Consider the following 20,551-nt stretch of genomic DNA (forward strand, 5'->3'; position numbering starts at 1 on the left):
CGGTTTCGCCATCCCGCCTCCCCACGCTGCTTGGAGAACTCATTTCCAACCAGCACAACGAGCAACCCGGCGAACCTTCCCGGTCACGGCACTAGGGTGCGGCGCGTCATGGGATCCGGTCTCGCGGGTGGGGCGCTGCGGTGGTTGGGTTCCGTGGAACGTCGTGAGCGTCAGCGCGGGGGATGCCGTGGCGACGGCCCCGTGTTGCGTCATGGCGGGCCCCGGGGGTGGGCTCGGGTGGGGGTTGTGCCGGTCGGGGTCTGAAAGGCCGTCAGGGGGCCGTGTGGGCGTTGTGGAGGGTGTGGGTCAGGGCGGTGCGGATGATCTGCCCGGTGGTGGTGATGGATCCCGCGTGGTGGTCGCGTTCGGCGAGAGCCTTGGGAGGTGCGGTGCGCCGGGTGGCTGGGTCGGTTCCCCACCGGTCGGTCCAGGCCTCAAGGGCCTGGAGGTGGGGGAGGTTGGTCCAGTAGACGCCGTGGTGCAGGGGGACGGCGAGGGTGTCGGGGAGGGTGACGCAGAGCCGGGCGGTGAGGCCGGTGCCGCGGTGGGGCGCGGTCCCGCCGAGGGTCTGTCCAGCCGGTTGGCCGCCCGCCGGGATCGGGGGCCAGGGCCGCAGGTAGCCGCGCTGCTCCAGCTCGGCGTGGAGCGCGGGGGCTAGGGCCCGCCAGCGGGTCACCCGGTGAAGGTCGGCCTCGCGGAGCCGGTCCCGCTCGGCCCGGATCCGGGCCCGCGCCTCGCAGCGCAGCGCCCCGCAGGTCCAGCACCCCGGCTTCCCGTTCGGCCCAGGCCTGCCACTTGATTTCGTCGGCCTGGTGGACGGCCACCAAGGCGTCCAGCCGTTCAAGGTCGGCTGGCGGTACAGCCACCACCATCGTGTGACCCATGTCTGTCCTCCTGACAGAGCCGCTTCGTTGAATCTATATAGATACTCTAGGCTGCAGCGACAGACCGTAAGTGACACACTGTTAGTTCCCCCTTTTCGAGCCTTGGCAACTCCCAGCAGGGTTCCCTATGGTGACTATCTGTTATCACCCCGGCTATCACTGCAAGATCACCACCTAGCTTGTGCTTGTTGGCGGAGAGGGCAAGTAGCGCAGAGGTCGATGCCCCCCCTTCAAGGGGGTCTGACGCTGGTTCGAATCCGGTCCTGTCTACTTCGCCACATCCGTCCCGCACGGCGATCGATGACAGAAGCCCCATCCGGGCAGGCGGACAACCGTGATCCCGCGAAATGGGGTCATCTTTTGCTTGAGCAGTCCGAAAGCGGAGTCAAGGACTCCGGCCTGAAGGGCCAGCCCTGCGGTGGCTGGGCAGGTTACGGGCGCGGTGGCATCAGGGCGGGGATACCGAGATCAACGCCGGATGGAATTGTGTTTGCCGCCGCACCGTGCAGTGTGCGAAGCTCGGCGCTGTCAAGATCATCATGATGCAGCTCTTCTGCTGCAATGCCGTTGGGGGTTCTGAGTTGAGGATGTCTTCGAGATTTGCTGCGGCCGGCGCATCGGCTGCTGCACTGGTGCTTGCAGTGCCGGGGGTAGGCCAGGCTTCTCCTCCTACCTCTAGTACGTACCGAATTATCAACGGCTCGGGTAAGTGCCTGGAGATTGAGAATTCCAGTACAGCTAACGGTGCGAATGCCCAGCAGTGGATGTGTGTCGGACAGCGTGGCGCCGTATGGAGGTTCGTTGAGCTTGGTGACTGGAACTACGCAATCGTCAATGTCAACAGTGGTAAGTGTCTTGAGGTCGAGAACGGTTGGAATGACAACGGGGCTCAGGTCCAGCAGTGGGATTGCAACCTGAACCTGAGCCACCAGCGTTGGCAGTACATGGGCTTGAATAAAGATTATTACGGTTATAAGAACGTGGGCACCGGAAAGTTCCTCGAAGTAGAGAACTCCAGTGGTGCGGACGGGGCCCGTGTTCAGCAGTGGTCTGAGGCGTGGCCGACGGTTCGAGGCCAGATCTGGAGCACCGTAACGGGCTGAAGCCCAGATCCGGTGAAACGGGGCTGCCTCCCGCGCGCAGCGCGGGAGGTCCTGGCCAGCGAAGCCGGCCCGTTGGGTGTGAAGGCGCAACGCACACGCAACGCAACCCAGCTCGAAGCGAAGCGGTGATGATCTGCGTGGTTCTGTCGGTGGGCTTCGGCAGGTTTTTGTCAGTGGTCTGGGCGTCGTTTCCGCAGGTAGGCGTGGGTGTTCGGTACTGACGTGGGGTGCCGATTTGGCGCTGTCAGGTCTGGCGTTTGTGCTGGTCGTTTTGGTGCTGGTCGGGTTGGCATGCGCCTTTGTGATGGCTCGCAGTTCAGATGAGGAAAGCGGCCGAGACACGGGCCTGGTCTTCTGGTTTCAGGGCGAAGTTGTTGGACGGGTTGCGGTAGGAGTGCGTGCCGTTGTCCACGCGGATGCCGTTTTTGGTTGTCCAGCGGGAGGGTCCTGTTGTGCCCTGGCCGTCGGCCAGGGCGGCAGCGAGTCTTTCGGGGTCCTCAACGGTTGTCCGGGCAGCGAGGGCTGTCGTGAGGCGGCATTTCACGCCTTCTGGGGCGCGGTCGTCTCCAAGTGCGGGCAGCAGTAGCAGGAGTCGGCTGTCTGGATCGGCGGTGCTGCCTCCGGGCAGCTGGTTATCGGTGGCGGAGAGCAGCTCGGGCCAGGACAGGGCGGGACCCATGAAGTGTCCGTCGTCTTTGGCCAGCAACAACGCCCGCTTCCAGCTGGAGTGGTGCAGGACGTAGTCGACTCCTGGATCGTCTTTCCATGCGCGGTGGACCACATGAAGGAGATGCCCGCCAGTCAGCGGGATCGTGAAGACGGGCCACTGCGCCTGCTCGATGAGCTCTCGGTGGAACTCCTCGGCCGCGTCGTAGTCCGCGCCGAAGAGGAGCTCTTCTGTGTCCTCGTCGTGGGCGCACGAGTACAGGTGGCCGGGCCAGAAGAGGGGTTCGTCCAGCAGCTCCGGCTGGTGGACGAGAGGGCGGCCTTCGTACCCGGGTATTTCCATCATGCCGATCATCATGCCGCCTCGCCGAGTGCCAACTACGCCCTGTTCGTGCGTGCGCCGCGCGCCCCGGTCCGCGGGGCGTGGGCGGGGTGTTCGGAGGGCGTGGTGCCTGACTCGGGGAGGTGTCGGTGCTGTTCTGTGACCGCTGTGCCCACGTGCTGGCCTGCCGCTTGGTCCGCATTTCGACGTCGTCGCTTTCGGAGGGCACGCCGAGCCCGTTCGTCGGGCCGGTGGGGTGTCAGTGGGGCAGGCGGATGTGGATGGCGTCGGCGTGTTCGGTGAGGGTGGCGGCATCACGGGCGGTGATGAGGGGGTGGAGGGGGCTGGTTGGTAGGTGGCCGGTGTCGTGATGGTGGTGGTGTGCTGCGGTGATGAGGGTGTGGGCCCAGGTGGGCAGGGCGTGGACGCGGCAGTGTCGGTGGGTGTGGGGGTCGTGAACCTTGACGTGGGTTCCGTGGGGGTGGACATCGATGCCGCGAATCAGCGCGAGGCGGGCGGGGGCGGCTCCAGTGAGCAGGGTGGTGGTGAGGGCTGCCGCGTGGAGGGGGTGGGCGAGGGTGTGCAGGCGGTCGGCGAGCTCGCTGTGGCCGTCGCTTGCCGGTATGCCGGGTCGGGCTGGGTGGGGGTGCGTCTCGGCTCCGTCACAGGGGCCGCGTCTTGCCCGCGGGCCTGCGAGGCCGGGCTGGGGCCTCGGCGGATCGAGCCACGGGAGGGCTTTGCGTGGTGGCCGGGGGTTGGCGGGTGCGGGGGTCGTGCCGGCCGGGGTGGTGAGGGTGTGGGTGGGGTGGTGGTCGATGTTGGCCAGGAGCTCGCGGAGGGTGCGGCTGGGGCGGGTGTGCCAGAGCAGGGTGAGGTGGATGCCGGTGTGTTCTCGCAGGTGAAGGAGTTGTCGTACGCGGTGTTCGGTGAGCCGGTGGGCGCGGGTGACGGTCAGGGTGCTGATGTGAAGGGCGGTGATCCAGGCGCGGACTGCTGTCCATGCGGGGGTGAGGGAGTCGGCCCAGGTGCCGTGCCCGGCAGGTGTGCCGAAGCGGGTTTTGCCGAGTGCGTGGAGGACGTCCTGGGCCAGGGCGGCCGGGGCCGTGGTGGCGGGAGTGGGGTCCACGGTGATCCGTCCGGCTGCTGGATGGTGTGAAGCCAGCGCTTGGGCGGTCGTGGCCGGGTAGTCGTCGGTGTCGATGACGACGATGACGGGCGGTGCCGGAGCCGGTACGGGGGTGGCCGCGGGACCGGCGGCTGGCACTACATGCCGCCGATTTTGCTGTAGACCCAGTGGATGAGGGGTTCGTCGACCTCGGTCAGATTCTTCTTCCGCATTCCGTTGGTGACGTGGGCGGTGATGCAGGCCCAGTTGCGGAAGCTGCCGTGGGCGGCTTGCTTGTCGATGGTTTCGATGAGCGTGGGTGTGGTGGTCGTCCAGACGGGGTGGAAGACGGGGATGGTTTGGAGGACCTCGGCGCGTGAGAGGCGGGTGAACTCCTGCCAGACGTGGATGCGGGAGGCGAGCATCGGTTCTCGGCGCAGGACTCTGTAGCAGCCGTCACCGCCGGCGAAGATCACGGCAATGTCGGTGCGTTTGTCGTCCCACAGGTGTCGCCAGTACTCGAACGAGGTCTTCTTCATCCACTGCGCCTCATCGCACACAAGGATCCTGAACTCCTCGGAGAGCGCGTCCTTGAGGAGGTTGTCGAACTCGATGGGCCGGACGGGAGGTTCCCCCGGCAGGCCGAGTGCGCTGAACAGTCCGTGGCGGATGTCGCGGGGAGTGGGGCCGGCACGCAGTTCCAGGCGGTGGGTGCGGTCGGGGGCCAGGAGCCGTAGGGCTGAGTTGACGGACATGGTCTTCCCGGACCCCGCGGGCCCGTACACGCACATCATGGCCTTGGCTTCGATGACGGTCTCGATGTTGTCCCGGGTGGTCAGGAGGGCTTCGGTGCCGACGAGTTGTGCGTTGGGCAGGGACAGGAAGTGATCGGCGGTCTCGGGAGGGAGCAGACCGTAGTCGAGGTCGATCATGATGCGTGGTTCTCCTCGTGATCTTTGCCTGGTGGGGGTGTCCTCGGGGTCGGGGGGATCGGGCGCGCCCATGTGTCGGGCACGGGGGCGTGGGGGATGTAGTCGGGCCGGGCCAGTTCACGCAGCCCGCGCTGATCGGCGGCCCGTAGTTCCGCCTCGGCTTCTTCGGCGGTGAGCGTGTTCAGCTGTTTGGGGACCTTGGCGGTGGTGACGGCCTCGAACCGCTTACGGCGTAGCTTCTCGGCGGCCTTCAGATCGGCCCGCAGCTGCCTGGCCGCCGAGGTGCGGGCGGAGCGTACGGCGGTGAACTGCTCGAGGTCGGCGGCGTCGGCGAGGAACGCCCTGCCCAGATGCCGTCCGCTGACCGGTTCGAACAGCTCGATCTCCTCGTCGTGATGTGGCAGACGGCGCACGGTGACCGGGTCGCCTGCGCACCCGACCATCCAGTCGGCGATGTAGTCACGGCGCCGAAACCGCACGCCGCTGGTCGAGATCAGCCGGATACGGCCGTCGCCTTCCAGCCCGAACCCGATCAGCGCCTCCTTGGACACGTCGGTGACCGGGGTGGGGTCGGCCTGCCAGGCCTGCAGCGGAGTCCGGCCGCCCAGGGCGGGGGAGCGGTGGCTGGTGTTCCACCAGTGCACCCACTCCAGCAGCGCGGCGACGAACGCGTCGAACGCCAACGGCGGGGCGTCCGGGTCGGCGAGCCTGCCGCCAGCCAGGCGCTGACGGTGCCGGTAGCGGGGGAGGGTGACCAGGAACATCTCCTCGACCGCGTCATTGAGGGCCTCGATACTGCCCTTCAGATGCGGCGTCCCGGCTGGCAGATCCACCACCGCGAACGCCCCGAGCGCTCCCGTCACGGCCTCACACAGGAACTCCTTTCCCCGGTCCACCCGCACTTTCCCGGGCAGCCCGCCGACCGGCCCGAACACTGCTTCGTCACGGACCAGGGCGACACGCAGCGCCGCGAGGACGCCGTCTCTGCTGGGTGCGTGTGCGGTAACGGACGCGCCGGTGATCACGTTGTGCGCGCAGTCGATGAACCAGGTCACCCATGGGGTGACCAGTTCCCCTTCCAGGTCCACCTCGACGGGCAGGTGCTTGTGGTCGCCTTCCCAGGCCGCGTTGCGGTGGGAAGGTGGCCGTTTGCCGAAGACGTCGTGGGCACGCCGCGCCGCCTCGCCCGACCGGAGCCCGGCACGCTCACCTCGGGTCAGGTCCCGCCGCAGCGCACGGTGCAGCGTCGACAGAGACGGCACCGGTCCGGAATCCTGGCTTTCGGCGGCCCGGCGCACCAGTTCCTCGTGCAGACGCGAGGCGTTCCCGCCGTAGAAGGCCAGCAGGCGGCGGATCTCCGCCGTCACCACGAACCGTGTCGACACCTTGCGTCCCGTACGGCCCTCACTGCGAGCGGTGGCCAGCCACCGCCACACCGTCCGCTCACTGCGCCCCACCGCCATTGCCACCAGGCGTACGTGCGCGGGCGTCAGCTCACCCCGCCCATCCAGGTCCAACAACCGCGGCACCGCCGCGGCCCGCCCCAAGGCCGGCGAAAACACCCCGCCTCCTGCCTCGCCTCCTCCGCTTCTTCGTCACGCACTACACCGTCATCCCAGACCGAGGACTCCAACAACCCCTATATGTCGATAACGGGAAGATCCAGGTGTTCGCCCTGGAATAATGCCTTTCCTCATACAGCGTGACGCCCGGTCGCCGCTGCAGCGGTCTCCGGATCCGAAGGCCTGGATCGGCGCTCGACTGGGCCCCTATCAGCGGGCCCTGTTCATGCCTGAGCTGCGCTTGGTCGAGCGGTTTTCGACCCTGTTCTGTTTCGTGATCCGCATCCCGGTCCGGTGCTCGCCGCCCTCTGCGACCGGATGCGCATTCGGCCTGAATCGCTCTCTCCCAGTCGATTGACATAAGTCGCACTCAACCCGACAAACGCCTGCGACAAGCGCTCTGGCGCTTCTACCGGGACCACCAAGGTCTTTTGAGCGCGCGCAGGTGTTCCCGGACGGCAGCGATGTAGGCGGTCTCCAGCGTCTGCAGCGCGCTGAGGTCGATCTGCGCCGACGGGATGTTCATGGCCGTGTCGCTCTCGATGGGAGATACTTCCCAGGCTGCGCGCATGGCCGCTCCGGCCGTCTTACGCAGTTCCTGGACGAGCTCCGCGTAAGCAGCGCCCACTGCTTCGGATTCGATCTTCGTCCACGCAAGGTGGTAGGAGAGGCTGCCCTGGATCTCCCGCAGCGTCTCCGACAGCCGCACGCGTTCCTCGGGTGCGGCGTCGAACCGGCGCCGCCTGATGGCGTAGGGCATCTCCTTATAGGCACTGTGGGCGGCGAAGGCCTCAGCGAAGGCGGTCCGGAGCCTGCTGATCTCCTCCTCCCGGCTCTTTCGCCGTGCCAGCCATATGTTGATGGCCGCCGTAAGCATGGCGGCGAGGAACGCCCCGGACACCACGGCTGGCAACACCGAGGTGGCATCAGCCGCGGCAGGGGCTGCGGGGGGAGCTGAAGGAACCACGGTGGCCGTCGACACCACCGGAACTGGCAGGGAAGGGGCCGCAGGTGTCGCGGAAGGCACCGCTGCGGTCGCCGATCCTGATGGAGTCGGCGGTGCAAGTGCCGTTTGCACGGACGTCATGACGACCTCCAAGCCGATACCGGGCACGCCGCTCACGTGCCGTGGGGAGCTTCCTGGCCGGGCCACTCGCCCGTGCCGCGCCACCATTGTTCACGCAGTAGATGGGCCACCACATGCCCCAACAAGGCCTCCGGCCCGTCCTTGCGGATCCAGCGCTGCTCAGGCGCATCGTACGGATACCACATGCACAGAGCACCGTCGGAGTACCGGTGAGGCGACTTGGACGGCCCGTCGGTGTACACGTGCGGCACGTCGGGGGCCGCTGGGTTGAAAACGATCGAGACCGTCTGCTCGCCGACGTCCGCGACACGTAGCTGGACGGCCAGGGCGAAGCCACCGCGGAAGCGGCGCGGAGGCGGGATGACCCTGACCGCCTGGCCGCAGGCGGCCAGGCGGCGCTGGAAGGCGATGCGGGCCGCCGGCCTGGCGAACCAGGCCGGCGCACGCCAGGCAGGACGGCGTCTCACGCGTGATGCCCGGCGCCGTAGGCCCGGGTGGGCCGTACATCGGCCGCCGGCCCGCTCAGCCCCAGCGCCACCGTCGTGACAGGGGCGTACTGCCGCAGCGCCGCGATCTTGCCCGCGAAGCTGTCGGACACCGGGGCCTGCACGTACCGGTTGAACACCCCCGACAGCGCCGACAGCACCGCCTCGCGGTCGTCGTCGACCGCCAGAGCCTCGGCCACGCCGTCCGCCGCCCCCCGCAGCCTCCGGGCCGCAGCCTCGCGCCCCACCAGCAGCTTCACGTTCGGCGAGACCCCCAGCGGGTCCTTGGTCGCCGTACCGGCCTCCACCCCGGCCGCAGCCCTGGTCAGCACCGCGCTCAGCGCCTTCGCCACGCCCATCCCCGGCTCGATGAACTCCCACGCCCACACCGTCAGGTTGTGCGAGGAGAAGCCCGGCTGGGAGTACTGTTTGTTCCACGCCTTCAGCAGGCGCACCACCCTGCGGCGGGTACGGCGCTGGGACTGCGTCCCGCCGGTGAAGAGCTCGACGTGCCCCTCCGGGTCGGACGCCTCCCACCGGTCGGTCTCCAGGTTCGGGATCCACAGCCCACCCCCCTCCTTTCGGGTGAGGGCCACGACCAGGTCCACCGTCGGGTCCTGGCCGTCGACCGGCTCCCCGAAGGTGATTTTCGGGCCGCGCTTGGAGGTGCCGCAGCGGGCCTTCGGGTACACCTTGCGCACCGCGGGGCCGAGCAGCGCGCACAGCTCGGTGGTGATCGCGGTCGGCGTCTCGCCGCCCCCGTCCGGCCCGAGCCGCGGATACACGCGCCGGTCCAGGACGACTCCGCCGTCACCGTCGCAGACCGGGTGGATGAAGGTGTGCTGGGGCAGCGAACCACTGCGGTAGGTATGCCGGGCGCCCGTGAAGCCGATCGCGCTCGAGGTGACCAGGTCCAGCCGCGTACGTGCCTGCGCCAGCGGCTCAGGGTGAGCATCGATCTGGCTGCGGATGTCGTTGAGGATGTCCTCGGTGTATCCCATGAAGATGTGTCCGTTCAGGTGAGGGGCGCTGAGCGCCGCACATCGCCCGGGACGTTCCCCGGGCGGAGCCGTCACTCGGCGGCTCACCCTCCTCTGACGTCACACCGTCGAGATCGTCCGGGCGGCCCTCTCCCTCGCTGAGATCAGGTCAGGAACAGTCGCGGCAGACAGTGCTCGTACCCTCGAACCGGGACGGGGCCAGGACCATGAAACACTCCTTACAGGGACGATCGCTCCGCCTCCTGGCGGCCGTGCAGCCACAGTGCCCCTGCCCGCACGAAGGGTCCCCGCACTCCGCACATCCCAGCTCAGTGATCTTGAACGACTCCCCGCACGTCTCGCACTCCCACCAGGAACCGAACCGGGAGCTCCCGGTCCGTGGTCGCGGCGCTGTGAAGGCACGCCAGGCCACGTTGTCCTCGGCGAGCACCGCGATCAGATAGTCCTCGTCACACCAGACCGCCTGCCCGTACAACAGATCGCTCTGATGGCCGGACCGGTAGAGCACGAACGTCTTGTCGCGCTCCACCGTGGCGCGGGTCCCCAAGGCCGCGGCCAGGAGCGGAGTACCCGACTGGTCGGAGCCACGGGCCGGCGGAATCATGCCGTGAGCCGCAGCGAACAGCACCTGGCCCGCGGCGTCGAACAGGACGACCGCGCCCCCACCGGCCAGGTACTGCGCCGCACGCACACAGCACGCTTCGCGTGAGGCCCGAGAGGCGCGGAACAGGGCGACCACATCGTCGGCGCAGGGCCCGCGGCGGCGTACGTCCGCGCCAATCCGCGCATCCGGAACGAGGATGCGCGCGGCGAAGGCGTCACACGCCGCTTCCTCGAACGCTTCGGAGTCCTCCCAGTCGAACAGGCGCTGCCCCAGCTCGGGGTCGGTCTGCTGGAGATGGTGGCCCAGCTCGTGCAGGCCGGTGAATCCACGGCGCCGATGCGAGTGGGCCGCCCCGACCACCAAGGTGGGGGGATCGGTCTGCGACCGGTAGCTGCCGGCGACCGAGCACCGGCCACCGTCGTCCGACGCGGCCTCCAGCGACACCTGGACGTCCGTCCAGCGGCCCAGCTCGGCTAGCGGATCCGCGCCCAGCGCTTCGACGGCGCCGGGGTGTAGCCGCTCAAGAGCCGAAATCATCGCCTCCGCCTGGTGCGGAGCCTCCTGGTCGAACCGGCGCCGTGTCACGCGCCGCCCTTCGTAGTGTCCTTGCCGCGCAGGAACTGCCGTAGACGGGCGTCCCAGTCGGCCGTGCCACCGCCTGTCTGGCGAGCTGCCAGGGCGAAGGCGCCGTAACTGCCCCAAAGACGCGCCTGGGCTTCACTGATCTCCAGCTGCCGGGCGCGGCGTACCCATACCGAGCGCCACCGCGGGTGCTCTATGGCCCTGACGAGATCGGCGGGCAGGGGACGGACCGTCTGGGCGATCTGCTCTGCGCTCAGCCCGGTCGCCGAAGCGATGGCATCGATCCGGTCGGCAGGCAGCGGGGCCTTGCCGCGAAGCAGTTTCATGACCTCGGGCTGTGGCATCTCCAAGGCAGAGCACAGCGTCCTCAAGTCCAACCGGTCGCCGAGCAGCGACGCCAAGGTCCCGGCAGGCCGTCCGCTCTCCTGAACCGGCAGACCAGGCGCATGTTGCAGACACTCCAGATCATCAGCGAGGCCGGCTCGCGTCTCGGCGTCCGGCTCCAGGGCGGAACGGATCATCTGTCCCTGGCGTACCCCTGCCGCGGCCGGCGCCGGCCGGCCCTGGGCCCGGGCCGCCGCACATCCCACGATGTCCTCGTCCCAGGCATCGACCACGCGCTCCAGCACGCGCATGGGGACACAGGAGACCAGCCCTGCCCACACGGTGGCCTCGACGCCGAACGCGGTACGTGCCCCGTCGACCACCACACTGGTCTCATCCTCACCGGGCGGGTCGATCGTAACGGGGACGGCGTTCACCTCACGAGCCTGCACATCCAGGATCAGCACAAGCACGCTGACCTTGTCCCAGCGTGCCCGCCACACCTGACCAGCCTTGATCTCCGCCTGAGCCGGATCACCGAAGCGCTCTCTCAGCCCTGCCTCCGACAGAGCATGCGGCCCATGCATCTGCTGGGCCAGGTCCAGGAACCGCTGCGGCACTTTTGAGTCACTCATGGTGTCCTCCCGCATCCATCGACTGAGCAGGCCTCCACCATCGACTGACGTCATACCGGCCAGGACGTCCGGCCCCGGCCCCACTCATCGTGTCTGCGCCGCTTCGCTGCACAGCCGGATCACCTCCGACCCCACCGAACGTACTTGGTCTCCGTCTCCGTTCCCGACGAGCTGCTGCAGTTTCTCCTTCAGACGTGTTCTGTGGTGATACGCCTGGGTCCGGCCGCAGCCCAACAACGCCTGGAGCTCGCTCAGGCTATCCAGATAAGTGACCATGCCCCGCTCCTGAGGGCTGAGCATGGCCACGATCTGTGCCGCGGCAGACGCCGCACCGGCCTCGTCGTCGCGAGCAAGCACGATCTCCTCCGGGGAGGCGTGCGTACTGACGGTGATCTGCGATCCCGCATCGTCGGGGAGCGGGAGGACTCTCGGATCCAGCGCCACGGGAAAACGAGCGATGAACACCTCGACGAGCTGCGCGACCTCCATCGATCCGGTGGCGGTGGACAAAACCGCACGGATCACAGCTTCCAGAGACTTCCTGTCAGCGAGAGGGGCACGACGCGTTTCACTGGTCCACTTCGGGATCTTGATGTTCGGCACGGCGTACGCGGCTTCGACGAGCAGGTCGGGGGGACCGGACCAGGGCTGCACCGTGGTGCCGGACAAGCGCCACCTACCGGCCCCCGCCTCGCCAGGCGGCACAGCCTCGAAGGCACTGCAGTCCGTCAGCACCTCTTCCAGCGAGCGCCTGACCGAACCGAGCGCAGTCTTGCGTGCCTGGTCGATCAACCAGCGCCGGATCGACGTCCGCAGCAATCGTCCGACACTGCCATCGTCGGTGGCCAGAGCCAGGAGATTGGCGGTGACCGCCTGGAGGCGATCTGCCAGGAACTCACTCAGCAGATCCTCCTCATCGGCCTGCTGCCAGCCGGCCAGCGGAGCCAGAACGGGAAAGCGCTGTACTTCCTGCCGCACCAGCGTCCCTGTCAGAGTCAGACACGCGGGGCCGAAGCACCCGAGTTCGTGCAGTTCGTCGAATACGGAAATAGCCGGTACCTCCCCTCGATGGGCGAACCGTACGCCAAGGAGCCCTTCCGGCACAGGTGTCGCTGAGGGGGAGGGTGGTTGAGGTGTCGGTGGGGCGGTGAGCTGGGGTGTTGTAGGTCTGTGTGAGAACGGTTTTGCGGCGTCAGAGGCGGCTTGACCTGCGGGTGTTGCGGGTTGGTTGGGAAAAGTTGTGGGTGTTGTAGGTGGCGTCTGGGTCTAAAGGACCGAGGCGTCATTTCGCGTTTTCAGGTGTTTATGCAGGTCAGTGGGGTGTTCGGCGGTTCAGGGTGCGGGTGCGGGGCTGGTTTGTGGTTTCGGCGTGGTGGTCGAGGCGGATGGCGTCGAGCGCTGTTTTGGTGATGCGTTCGGTGCCGTCTCCGATGGCGGTGATGGCGGCTTGGCGGATGAGTCGGGTGAGGGATCCGATACGGCCGGCGGTGCGCTGGTGGAGGTAGGTGGTGTGGCGGGGGAGGGTTCCGGGTTTGTGGTGGTGGAGGTCGAGGGCGTTTTCGAGGTCGGTGATGGTGTCGGTGAAGGGGTGTTTGTTGCCGAGGCGTGCGGGGAGGGGCCCGCATTCGATGAGTGAGGCCCTGCCTGCGAGTTGCGCGCCGCGGACACCAGAGAAGAGGGGTGTCTGGGTGACGTCGATGCCGGCGTACACGAACGTTGCTTGGATGCGTTCGGTGAGGTCTTTGATGAGGTCGGCGGTTTCGGCGCCGGTGGTGGTGCGGGGGTTGACGCGGTGGATTTCGTCGATGAGGACGAGGCGGACACCAATCTGGTTGTAGGTGTGGCAGACGCTCTCGGTGATCTGGGTCTGGGTCATCCGGCTGCTGATGGGGATGGAGAGGTAGCGGGCGAATTCCGCCGCGAGCATTTTCGCGGTCGCTCCGGGCGGGACGAGGACGTACGCGACGGGCACCTGGATGTCGGAAGGCTTGCCGGGTGGGGGCGCGTGGCGGGTGTGGGCGAGGTGGCAGGTGCGTCCGACGTGGAGGAGGGCAGTGGTCTTTCCGGCCGCGGCAGGCCCGGTGACGATCAGTGAGGGCCGGGCGGTGGTCTGCTGATATCGCCCGAGGACCATCAGAGTGCGGACGCTGGCGGCCAGGGTGTCGATGGCGGGTGTGCGGACGGTGACGAACGCTGAGTGGTAGGCCAAGCGCTCCTTGAGACTGCGCGGTGGGGTGTCGGGTGCGGGCGGTACCAAGACTGGGGTGTGGACGAACTGCTGCCAGCCCTGCCAGGTCGTGATCGGCCAGGACTCCTGCGCTTGCTGGCCGTCGGCGTCGGGCTGGGCCTTGTCCACGCTCTGGCGGAGGCTGCTGGCCGGGGTGCTGGGACGTTCCGGGGTGTTGTTCACCATGTGAGTGCTTCCGTGTGCGCGTCGTAGAGCCCGAGCCCGGTGTACGGGCGGGTAGAGGTGCCGTTGTCGCCCGCCGGCTCGTCTTCGTCTTCGGCGTCGTCCGGTGCGTCGGGGGTCTCGTCCAGGGCATCGAGGCTGTCGGCATCGGCATCGGCGTCTGTTGGGCCGGCAGGGGACTCTTTGCCGGTGGTCCCGGAGGGGGTCAGCGTGGACACCAGGGCAGGCAGGGGCATGGTGGCGCGGCCCAGGAGACGCTGCTCGGCGCGTGTGGCGTCCCCGTTGCGTGCTCGGCGCATGAGTTGGTCAAGAGCGTCGGCGAGGTCGGCTTCGCGCTGGTCTGGATCGGGGTGGCGGATGGTCTGGGCGCGGACGTGTTGCCAGGTGCGTTCGTTGAAGGGGTGGTGGATGTGGTCGCGGTGGATCCAGGGGATCTCGGCCAGGGTTCCGTCGGTCAGGCGTAGCCAGATCTGGCGGGCGTCGTGGGGGTTGTGGTGGAGCTCCCACTTCCCGCCGCGGGCGGTGTGGGGGGAGGGCTGGCCGCGGTAGGGGGCGAGGAGGTCGTGGTCGTAGGTGCGGTGGTGCAGGCGGATGCCGCGTTCGGTGATGGCCGTCCAGCGCACGGGCAGGAGTTCGAGGTAGTCGTTCCCGGTGAGGGGGACGGGTAGATGGCCTGCCACGCTGATGAGGGCGGCCCACATCTGGTTCGGTGTGAGCGCGGCCCTGGGCAGGACCGGGTGGCGCAGGCCTTCGTGGGGGCGGTGGTGGTAGTGGACGAGCCACTCGTCGAGGAGGTCCTGGATCTGGGGGACGGTGTAGCGGGCCTCCAGGTGGGTGTGGGGGCCGCGCTGTGTGACGTTGGGGCCGGTGTAGCCGGACAGGTGCTGGCAGAACAGCGTGTTGATGGTCCCGAAGGTCCGCTCGACGATGCCTTTCGCGGTCGGCGTGTACGGCGGGGCAGCTTGGACGCTGATGCCGAGGGCTTCGCACGCGGCGGTGAAGGCTTTCGACAGGTAGATGCTGCCGCGGTCGGTGACGATCGTCTCCGGGATGACAGCCGGGCGCGCGGCTGCTCCTTGGAGGCGTTCGTCGAGGGTGAGCAGCCGCTGGTGGGGGAGCAGCGTGCTGTGGGCGAAGTGCAGGACGTCGGGCCAGGTGGGCCGCGCTGGGTGGGGGACGGCCATCTCCGCCAGGAGCAGGGCTGCGTCGACGGCCTGCGTACTGGAGGGGCAGAGGACGGCGGCGAGGATGGCGCGGGTGGCGACGTCGACGGCGATGGTGAGCTCGGGCCTGGCGACGATGCCGTCGTCGAAGACGGCCAGGACGTCGAGGCGGGTGGTGTCGATCTGTACCTGCTCCCCGGGCCGCAAAGCGACGGTCGGGATGAGCCCGCGCCCGTCGCTGGTGATCGGCGCAGTGCGTACCGGGCGGCTGGGAAGGTCGGAGGGGCGGGCGAACTGGTGGACCAGCCGGTAGAGGGTGGCCTGAGAGGGGGCGGGCACGGTGCCGGGCCCGTGCCGGTCCTCGAGGATTCGGAGGACGAGGGGGAACAGTCCGTTGATGGTGCCTTTGGACCGCCGCCTCTGTCGGCGCAGCGCTTCCTTCACGGCGTCCGCTACGCGTTCGTCCTGCCGCCCTGCCGGGGCGGGACCGCGGGTGGTGCGGTGGTCGAGAAGCCCCCACAGGCCCTGCTTGCGGTAGGCGAGCCTCATCCGCTGCACCGTCGTACGCGATACCTTGGCGAACCCCAGTGCGGTCAGCTCTGCGGCTTTGGCCTGCTCCCGCTCGGCCAGCGTCCACCGGCTCGGGTGGTACTGCACCCGCACCGCCTCCTCGCTTTCCGGGCCGCCGGGCCGCCCGCACTCGACTTCCCGGATGTGCCTCTGCCAGGCCAGCGCCTTTTCCCGCGCCGCAGCGGGGGCGGTCTCGAACAGCCCCCACTGCGGCACTGTCCGAACCTGCTCGGCCTGCTCGCCGGCCAGTTTGAAGGCAGGGTCGGCGAACAGATGCCCGGCGAGCACCACTGCGCTGCTTCCGTCCTTGCCGGCCAGGTGCACGGACTGCCCGGCCAGCGCCACGACCTGCCACCGTGCACCGCCGAAGTGGATGTACGCGCCGACCTCTACGACGGGCCGCCCGCCGCGCGGCGCCGTCACGGCACCTCCCGGACCCCGACGCCGCCAGCCTCACGGTCAGGGCCGGCGGCCGTATGGGCTTCGGATGACGGGAGAGTGCCTGCCTGGACCAGGACGCGTTCGTGCAGCGGCTTGTCCAGGGGAACGTGCAAGTGGCCGTGCCACAGGGCGTGGAAGGCGGCGGGGAGGACTTCGATCGGGTCGCCGACCGCTTCGACGCCCTCGATCAGCGGCCGCGGACACGCGAATGCGTCGAGGACGGCGGCGGTGAGGGCGGGTCGGACCTGGTTGCGGGGGTGCCGGTAGCCGGCGAGCCACCGAAGATTGGCCGCCAGCACCGGCTCGAGCGGGGCCAGACGCCGATAGATCCAGCCGACCTGCTCACACGCCCGCTCCATCATCACGGCGGCCGTCAGGGCCCGTTCCCCGCCCGCGCCGGTGTGGCTGGGGCAGTCGGCGATTAGCGCGGTTCCGTCCGCACGGCGCGCGAAGAGCTGCGGAGTCCACGACCGTCCCCGCCGCTGCTCGTCGTGCCACAGCAGCCGCACGGGCCGCCCGGCGAGACCCACGACGTCCGGGTCGCGGTCCAGGACCATCAGCTGAGCCCGCATCGCGTTCGACCCGGCGGCGACATGGCGCCCGGTGGTCGCCGACCACCACAGCCCTGGGCCCCAGCGCCTGCCGGGAACCACTGGAAACGCGGAGACCGGTTCAAGCTCCTCGAACGCGACGGTCACCGCCGCATCCACCCACCGCTGCCGCACAACTGGTCCACCGAACCCGGCGAACGCCACCTCGAACCTGGCCCCCGCGAAGACGCTCTGCTGCGCACTGCCAGTCCCTGCCACGGGACTGAGTCAACTACCCCAACCCGCAGCTTGGCCCGGTTTGCGCGTTCTGCTCGTGTGGGATGCCGGGATGCGGTAACCGCGCCAGCTGCGCCTCGCCGCGGACCCCGGCCTACTGGTCGTCCTCGTCCGTGGGCCCGGTGTCGAGGCATGCCCATTGCTCGACGTCGTGGAGTGCGACGCCTGCGGTCACCGCCGCGAGCGCTGTTTCCCGCAGGGCCTGGTCGAGCAGGTCGATGGAGTGGCTGAGCCGTTGCAGGAGCAGCCGGGCGGCGTCGGCGGTGCGGCCTTGGTGCGCGCCGCGCAGTTGGAGTAGTTCTTCCTGGGCGGTGTCGATGAGGTTGGTGATGAACATGCGCTGCTCGGGCGGCACGGTGGAGCGCCAGTTCGTACCGGAGCCGCCCGCTGTCTTCTCCCGGGTCTGCTCACGGAGCAGGGCTGCCATGGTGGGCGGCTGCTGATCGGCCCTGACCCTCCACGGATCGGCGTCGTAGGGATCGACCGCCGTATGCCGTCGCCGACGGATAATGGCGGCCTGCCACGAGACCAGCGGCCCACCGTCTGTCGCGACCAGAGGACCGAGCCAGGGCCGTCCCACCACTTCTCCGAGACAGCGCCCGAACTGCCCGTCCCCGGACAGGGGCCGCGGGCCTCCCCAACCGCTGTCAGCCCACACCAGCTCTTCGACACCCGGATCCAGCAGAGCACCGGCCACCGCGACTACCTCAGGGAAGACCACCGCGTCCCGCCCAAGCGCCCGCCACCGGTTGACGTCACCACCGACCTCGCCGCTGGGGACCTGCTGCAGACGGAGGGGCCAGATCTCTTCCTGTTCCCAGCGAAGGGAGTGCTCCCACCACCGGCACACCACCGCCCGCGCGATACCGAACACCGAGGCCGGCTCCACCCCCGCCCGCCGAGCACGACGCGCCACCACAGCCCACCGCCGCTGCGCCACGACGACCTCGGGACTCCCGGATAGATCGAGGTTCTCCAGGGGCTGGTCGGCGTCCGCGTCCAGCAGCCACCGCCCGTGCCGCCCGCACACACGCTCCCAACGCTCGGCGTAGCGGACCACCCGCACGGCCTGCCCGGTACGCCGCGCCGCGCACGACCGACAGCCGAACGCCACGGGACGTACGACGGTGCCGCCGACGCGCCAGAGGGCCAGTGGGGCGCCTACGACGTCATCGTTGGACAGCTCGTCCTCTTCGTGATCCCAGGAAGGCAGCGTGCGCCTGAGCATCTCCTGGGATGCTCCGCACAGCCCTGCCAGCACGGTCAGGCCGCCTGGACTGAGCAGAGCTTCTGCGTCTGCGCGCAGCGCGCCGCCGGGGTGGCGGGGCTGGTGGTTCTTCCACCGCCAGTGCCCCAGCATGAAGCCGGGCTCCTGGCCGTAGCGGGCAGAGATCCGGCACATCAACGACCATGTCGTTTCGGCGTTCAGGGGAGCGGTCCGGAAGACTCCCATGCACGGTTCAGGGAGCCCCTCGGAGGGCTTTTGGGTGGTCACGGTTCATCGCTGCCCCTCGCGCTGACGGCCAACCGCAGCCTGCGGGGCTGAGATGAAGCGCATTTCTGCCGAAAGGGCAGCGGCGAGTGACGGACCTGCAGCAGTATTCGCTCATGGATGGGAATGAGCCCGCGTATTTTGACAGGCGGCCTGCTGCCTCGGGTGCGGTTTCCTACGGGGGCCGGCTGGTCGTCAGGGATACGACGCACGTGCTGATCGAGGCCATACCCTTCTTCATCCCCCATCGGAGCTCTCCGGCCGAACTGTCGATGAAGCTCGTTCGAACGGATCGGCGTTCGGGAGAGCAGACCGAGATGACTTTGAACGCTGGGGATCTGCAAGCGTTGAAGCGTCACGTCGACCAGGCTCTGGCTGTGGCTGGGCAGGACGAAGATGGCCAGTACCTGGTGCTCCGGACCGATGCCCTGTCGACGCAGCTGGATGCATCCGATGATGCTGTCGCAGCCATTGGCACTGCGTTGGAGAGTCGGCGCCTGGCCGCCAGAATCGCCCAGGAGGTGAACCCGGAGACGCTCGCACAAGCGTTCTCGGTGATGGTGAGAGTCGGGGAACTACGAGCTGCAGTAACCGAACTGCAGGATCACCTCTCCGAGGGGCGCAACAGGGAGGACGTCTATCAGGACTGGTGCGAGCGGCATTCCTGGGCCTTCGGCAATGCTTACGTGGCTCGGGATGATCACAGGGTCATTGGTGTCGGCGACCATGTCGACCTCTTGATGAAATCTGCTGCCAGCGGGTTGCGCGACGTCTACGAGCTGAAGCGTCCTGACAACGATGTGATTCTCTACGACGCCACCCATCAGAACTGGTACTGGTCGGCGCATACAGCGAAGGCCATCGGACAGTGCCACCGCTATCTCGACACTCTTCATCGCGGAGCGGAGCATGGGCTGCATCCTGCCCGGCCCGATATCGTCGCGTACCACCCACGTGCCGTCGTCGTCCTTGGGCGGTCCAGCGACTGGGAGGAGACGAAGCTCCGTGCACTTCATGGCCTTAACAGCAGGATGCACGGCATCACGGTCATGACTTACGACCAACTGGTGTCCCAGTGCCACGTGTTGTTGGAGCATGTGACTGCGACAGCTGGCGACCCGTCGGCGGGAGAGGACAGCGCGCAGATGAGTGCATAGCGCAGCTCGGCCCTGCTTGGACCGGTGTCAGATCGACCACCGCGAACCGTAGACAAGAGTTGGACTACACAGGTTGGTTGAGGATAGCTGCGCAGTTTCGTCGATCCGCGGTACCTGTTTGTGTCGCCGGTGTCTGGCCGGCATGGGGCTCCAGTTCCAGAGTCTAGCCAGTGACGCGAATGAATCAGCCTTGACAATTTATCCTTCGAGAAGACCGTTGAAGTGGCCGAAGACCCAGGTGTCCACCATCGGCGGGTAGTCGTCATCCCAGGAGCGAGGAGCGGGGACATTCGGTTCTTCGATCTCGCTAACCCACCTGGAGACGATGCAGTCACCCAAGGAGAGCGCTTGGACAGCCGCTCGTAGCGCCACTGCGTGGCGGATGAGCGTGTCCGCGCGGGCGACCCAGATGTAGCTCGACCCGAGCGAAGCGCCCTCATGCGCGATGAAGTTACGTGCAGCTCGGGCCTTGTTGAGCAGACCAACTGCTTCCTCAGGGACGGGTGTCTGAAACCGATCAACCAGCAAGTGCAGCGTCTGCCCGAGCATCTTGTCACTAGGTGCTGCCGCGATTGCCTCGTCCAAAGTGAGTGCGGGATCCTCGTCGAACGCGGAGGCCAGGTTGGCGATACGCAGCACGTACTGGCACTTGTTCTCGAACGCGTTGGCTAGGTGCAGAGCTCGGCCAGCAGACAAGAACACGGCATCGAGTAGTTCTGGTTCGGGTGGAGGGAGCAGACTCAGTGACCATCCCATGGGCTCACCTTAGATGTGCCGATTGCGATGGTGCATGGATTTTGCTGGAGTGGAGCGGGCGGGTCTGCAGGCGGAGCCGGAAGACCCCAGGGTGGGGGAGCGAAGCGAACCCGCCCAACGGGTCGAAGACCCGGCCCCCGTGAAACGGGGTCACTCAGGCCTGCGGAGCGCCGTTCGGGTGGAGCGCAGCGGAACCCGAACCAGTCCGCAGCGAAGCGGAGGACTCCCGCCGAAGGCGGCCCCTGGCAGGCGAAGCCGGCCCCGCCGAGCGAAGCGAGGCGGCCTCCTTGGGCGAAGCGCAGCGAAGCCCTGTCTCTCCCGAGCGCGCAGCGCTCGGGATCCCGCTCCGCGGGTCAGCATGCCGATCTTCACCGGCGGACGCCGGGCGGTCAAAGAGGTCGTCGACCGGGCGGGCGCGGTGGTCCTGCTCCTGCTGTTCGCGC

General features: G+C 68.0%; 18 protein-coding genes. 2 read left to right on the forward strand and 16 right to left on the reverse strand.

Going from position 1 to position 20,551, the window contains the following annotated elements; translation table 11 throughout:
- Positions 1 to 271: 271 nt before the first annotated feature.
- Complete coding sequence (locus ABZY31_RS30105) at positions 272 to 676, reverse strand: hypothetical protein (RefSeq protein ID WP_356416674.1); 405 nt, start codon at positions 674 to 676, stop codon at positions 272 to 274.
- Positions 677 to 1,423: 747 nt separating this feature from the next.
- On the opposite strand from ABZY31_RS30105, the gene ABZY31_RS30110 reads away from it, so the two are divergent.
- Positions 1,424 to 1,987 (forward strand): RICIN domain-containing protein, encoded by a 564-nt coding sequence (locus ABZY31_RS30110; protein ID WP_356416676.1) that lies wholly within the window; start codon positions 1,424 to 1,426, stop codon positions 1,985 to 1,987.
- Between the two features lie 316 nt (positions 1,988 to 2,303).
- Here ABZY31_RS30110 and ABZY31_RS30115 read toward each other — a convergent pair whose 3' ends face one another.
- The 14 genes from ABZY31_RS30115 to ABZY31_RS30180 form a co-directional block, all read right to left on the reverse strand.
- A complete protein-coding gene (locus tag ABZY31_RS30115) occupies positions 2,304 to 3,011 on the reverse strand; it encodes a hypothetical protein (protein ID WP_356416678.1) in 708 nt (235 codons plus the stop codon).
- A 223-nt stretch (positions 3,012 to 3,234) separates the two neighbouring features.
- Entirely contained in the window at positions 3,235 to 4,239 is a 1,005-nt protein-coding gene (locus ABZY31_RS30120) for a hypothetical protein (RefSeq protein WP_356416680.1), read from the reverse strand.
- Positions 4,239 to 5,012, reverse strand: coding sequence for an AAA family ATPase (locus tag ABZY31_RS30125; RefSeq protein WP_356416682.1), 774 nt, complete (start codon positions 5,010 to 5,012; stop codon positions 4,239 to 4,241). Before ABZY31_RS30125 ends, ABZY31_RS30120 begins: the two co-directional genes overlap by 1 nt.
- On the reverse strand, positions 5,009 to 6,574 hold the full coding sequence (locus ABZY31_RS30130) for a Mu transposase C-terminal domain-containing protein (RefSeq protein WP_356416684.1): 1,566 nt from the start codon (positions 6,572 to 6,574) through the stop codon (positions 5,009 to 5,011). The genes ABZY31_RS30125 and ABZY31_RS30130 overlap by 4 nt, the downstream gene beginning before the upstream one ends.
- Positions 6,575 to 6,983: 409 nt before the next feature.
- Positions 6,984 to 7,334 carry a hypothetical protein gene (locus ABZY31_RS30135; protein WP_356416686.1) on the reverse strand — a complete coding sequence of 117 codons (351 nt, stop codon included), beginning with the start codon at positions 7,332 to 7,334 and terminating at the stop codon, positions 6,984 to 6,986.
- 359 nt (positions 7,335 to 7,693) lie between these two features.
- Positions 7,694 to 8,128: a hypothetical protein gene (locus ABZY31_RS30140; RefSeq protein WP_356416687.1), complete on the reverse strand. Its 435-nt coding sequence runs from the start codon at positions 8,126 to 8,128 to the stop codon at positions 7,694 to 7,696.
- Positions 8,125 to 9,147 (reverse strand): hypothetical protein, encoded by a 1,023-nt coding sequence (locus ABZY31_RS30145; protein ID WP_356416689.1) that lies wholly within the window; start codon positions 9,145 to 9,147, stop codon positions 8,125 to 8,127. Before ABZY31_RS30145 ends, ABZY31_RS30140 begins: the two co-directional genes overlap by 4 nt.
- A gap of 148 nt (positions 9,148 to 9,295) precedes the next feature.
- The gene (locus tag ABZY31_RS30150; RefSeq protein WP_356416691.1) at positions 9,296 to 10,336 is read right to left on the reverse strand and encodes an ImmA/IrrE family metallo-endopeptidase; all 1,041 of its coding nucleotides are present in this window, start codon (positions 10,334 to 10,336) and stop codon (positions 9,296 to 9,298) included.
- Positions 10,333 to 11,292 carry a hypothetical protein gene (locus ABZY31_RS30155; RefSeq protein ID WP_356416693.1) on the reverse strand — a complete coding sequence of 320 codons (960 nt, stop codon included), beginning with the start codon at positions 11,290 to 11,292 and terminating at the stop codon, positions 10,333 to 10,335. Before ABZY31_RS30155 ends, ABZY31_RS30150 begins: the two co-directional genes overlap by 4 nt.
- Positions 11,293 to 11,376: 84 nt before the next feature.
- Positions 11,377 to 12,270, reverse strand: a complete 894-nt coding sequence (locus tag ABZY31_RS30160; RefSeq protein ID WP_356416695.1) for a hypothetical protein — start codon at positions 12,268 to 12,270, stop codon at positions 11,377 to 11,379.
- 334 nt (positions 12,271 to 12,604) lie between these two features.
- Positions 12,605 to 13,594 (reverse strand): TniB family NTP-binding protein, encoded by a 990-nt coding sequence (locus tag ABZY31_RS30165; RefSeq protein ID WP_356416705.1) that lies wholly within the window; start codon positions 13,592 to 13,594, stop codon positions 12,605 to 12,607.
- Between the two features lie 104 nt (positions 13,595 to 13,698).
- Positions 13,699 to 15,858 carry a transposase gene (locus ABZY31_RS30170; protein ID WP_356416697.1) on the reverse strand — a complete coding sequence of 720 codons (2,160 nt, stop codon included), beginning with the start codon at positions 15,856 to 15,858 and terminating at the stop codon, positions 13,699 to 13,701.
- Positions 15,855 to 16,631, reverse strand: coding sequence for a TnsA-like heteromeric transposase endonuclease subunit (locus tag ABZY31_RS30175; RefSeq protein ID WP_356416707.1), 777 nt, complete (start codon positions 16,629 to 16,631; stop codon positions 15,855 to 15,857). Before ABZY31_RS30175 ends, ABZY31_RS30170 begins: the two co-directional genes overlap by 4 nt.
- 166 nt (positions 16,632 to 16,797) lie before the next feature.
- Complete coding sequence (locus ABZY31_RS30180; RefSeq protein WP_356416699.1) at positions 16,798 to 18,105, reverse strand: DNA-binding protein; 1,308 nt, start codon at positions 18,103 to 18,105, stop codon at positions 16,798 to 16,800.
- 179 nt (positions 18,106 to 18,284) lie between these two features.
- Here ABZY31_RS30180 and ABZY31_RS30185 point away from each other — a divergent pair, with 179 nt between their 5' ends.
- A complete protein-coding gene (locus tag ABZY31_RS30185) occupies positions 18,285 to 19,352 on the forward strand; it encodes a Shedu anti-phage system protein SduA domain-containing protein (RefSeq protein WP_356416701.1) in 1,068 nt (355 codons plus the stop codon).
- Between the two features lie 198 nt (positions 19,353 to 19,550).
- Here the strand turns inward: ABZY31_RS30185 and ABZY31_RS30190 are convergent, their stop codons facing one another.
- Positions 19,551 to 20,108, reverse strand: coding sequence for a hypothetical protein (locus ABZY31_RS30190; protein ID WP_356416703.1), 558 nt, complete (start codon positions 20,106 to 20,108; stop codon positions 19,551 to 19,553).
- Between the last annotated feature and the right edge of the window lie 443 nt (positions 20,109 to 20,551).

Origin of the sequence: Streptomyces sp. NPDC006529, assembly GCF_040611795.1 — a bacterium.
Taxonomy (GTDB): Bacteria; Actinomycetota; Actinomycetes; order Streptomycetales; family Streptomycetaceae; genus Streptomyces.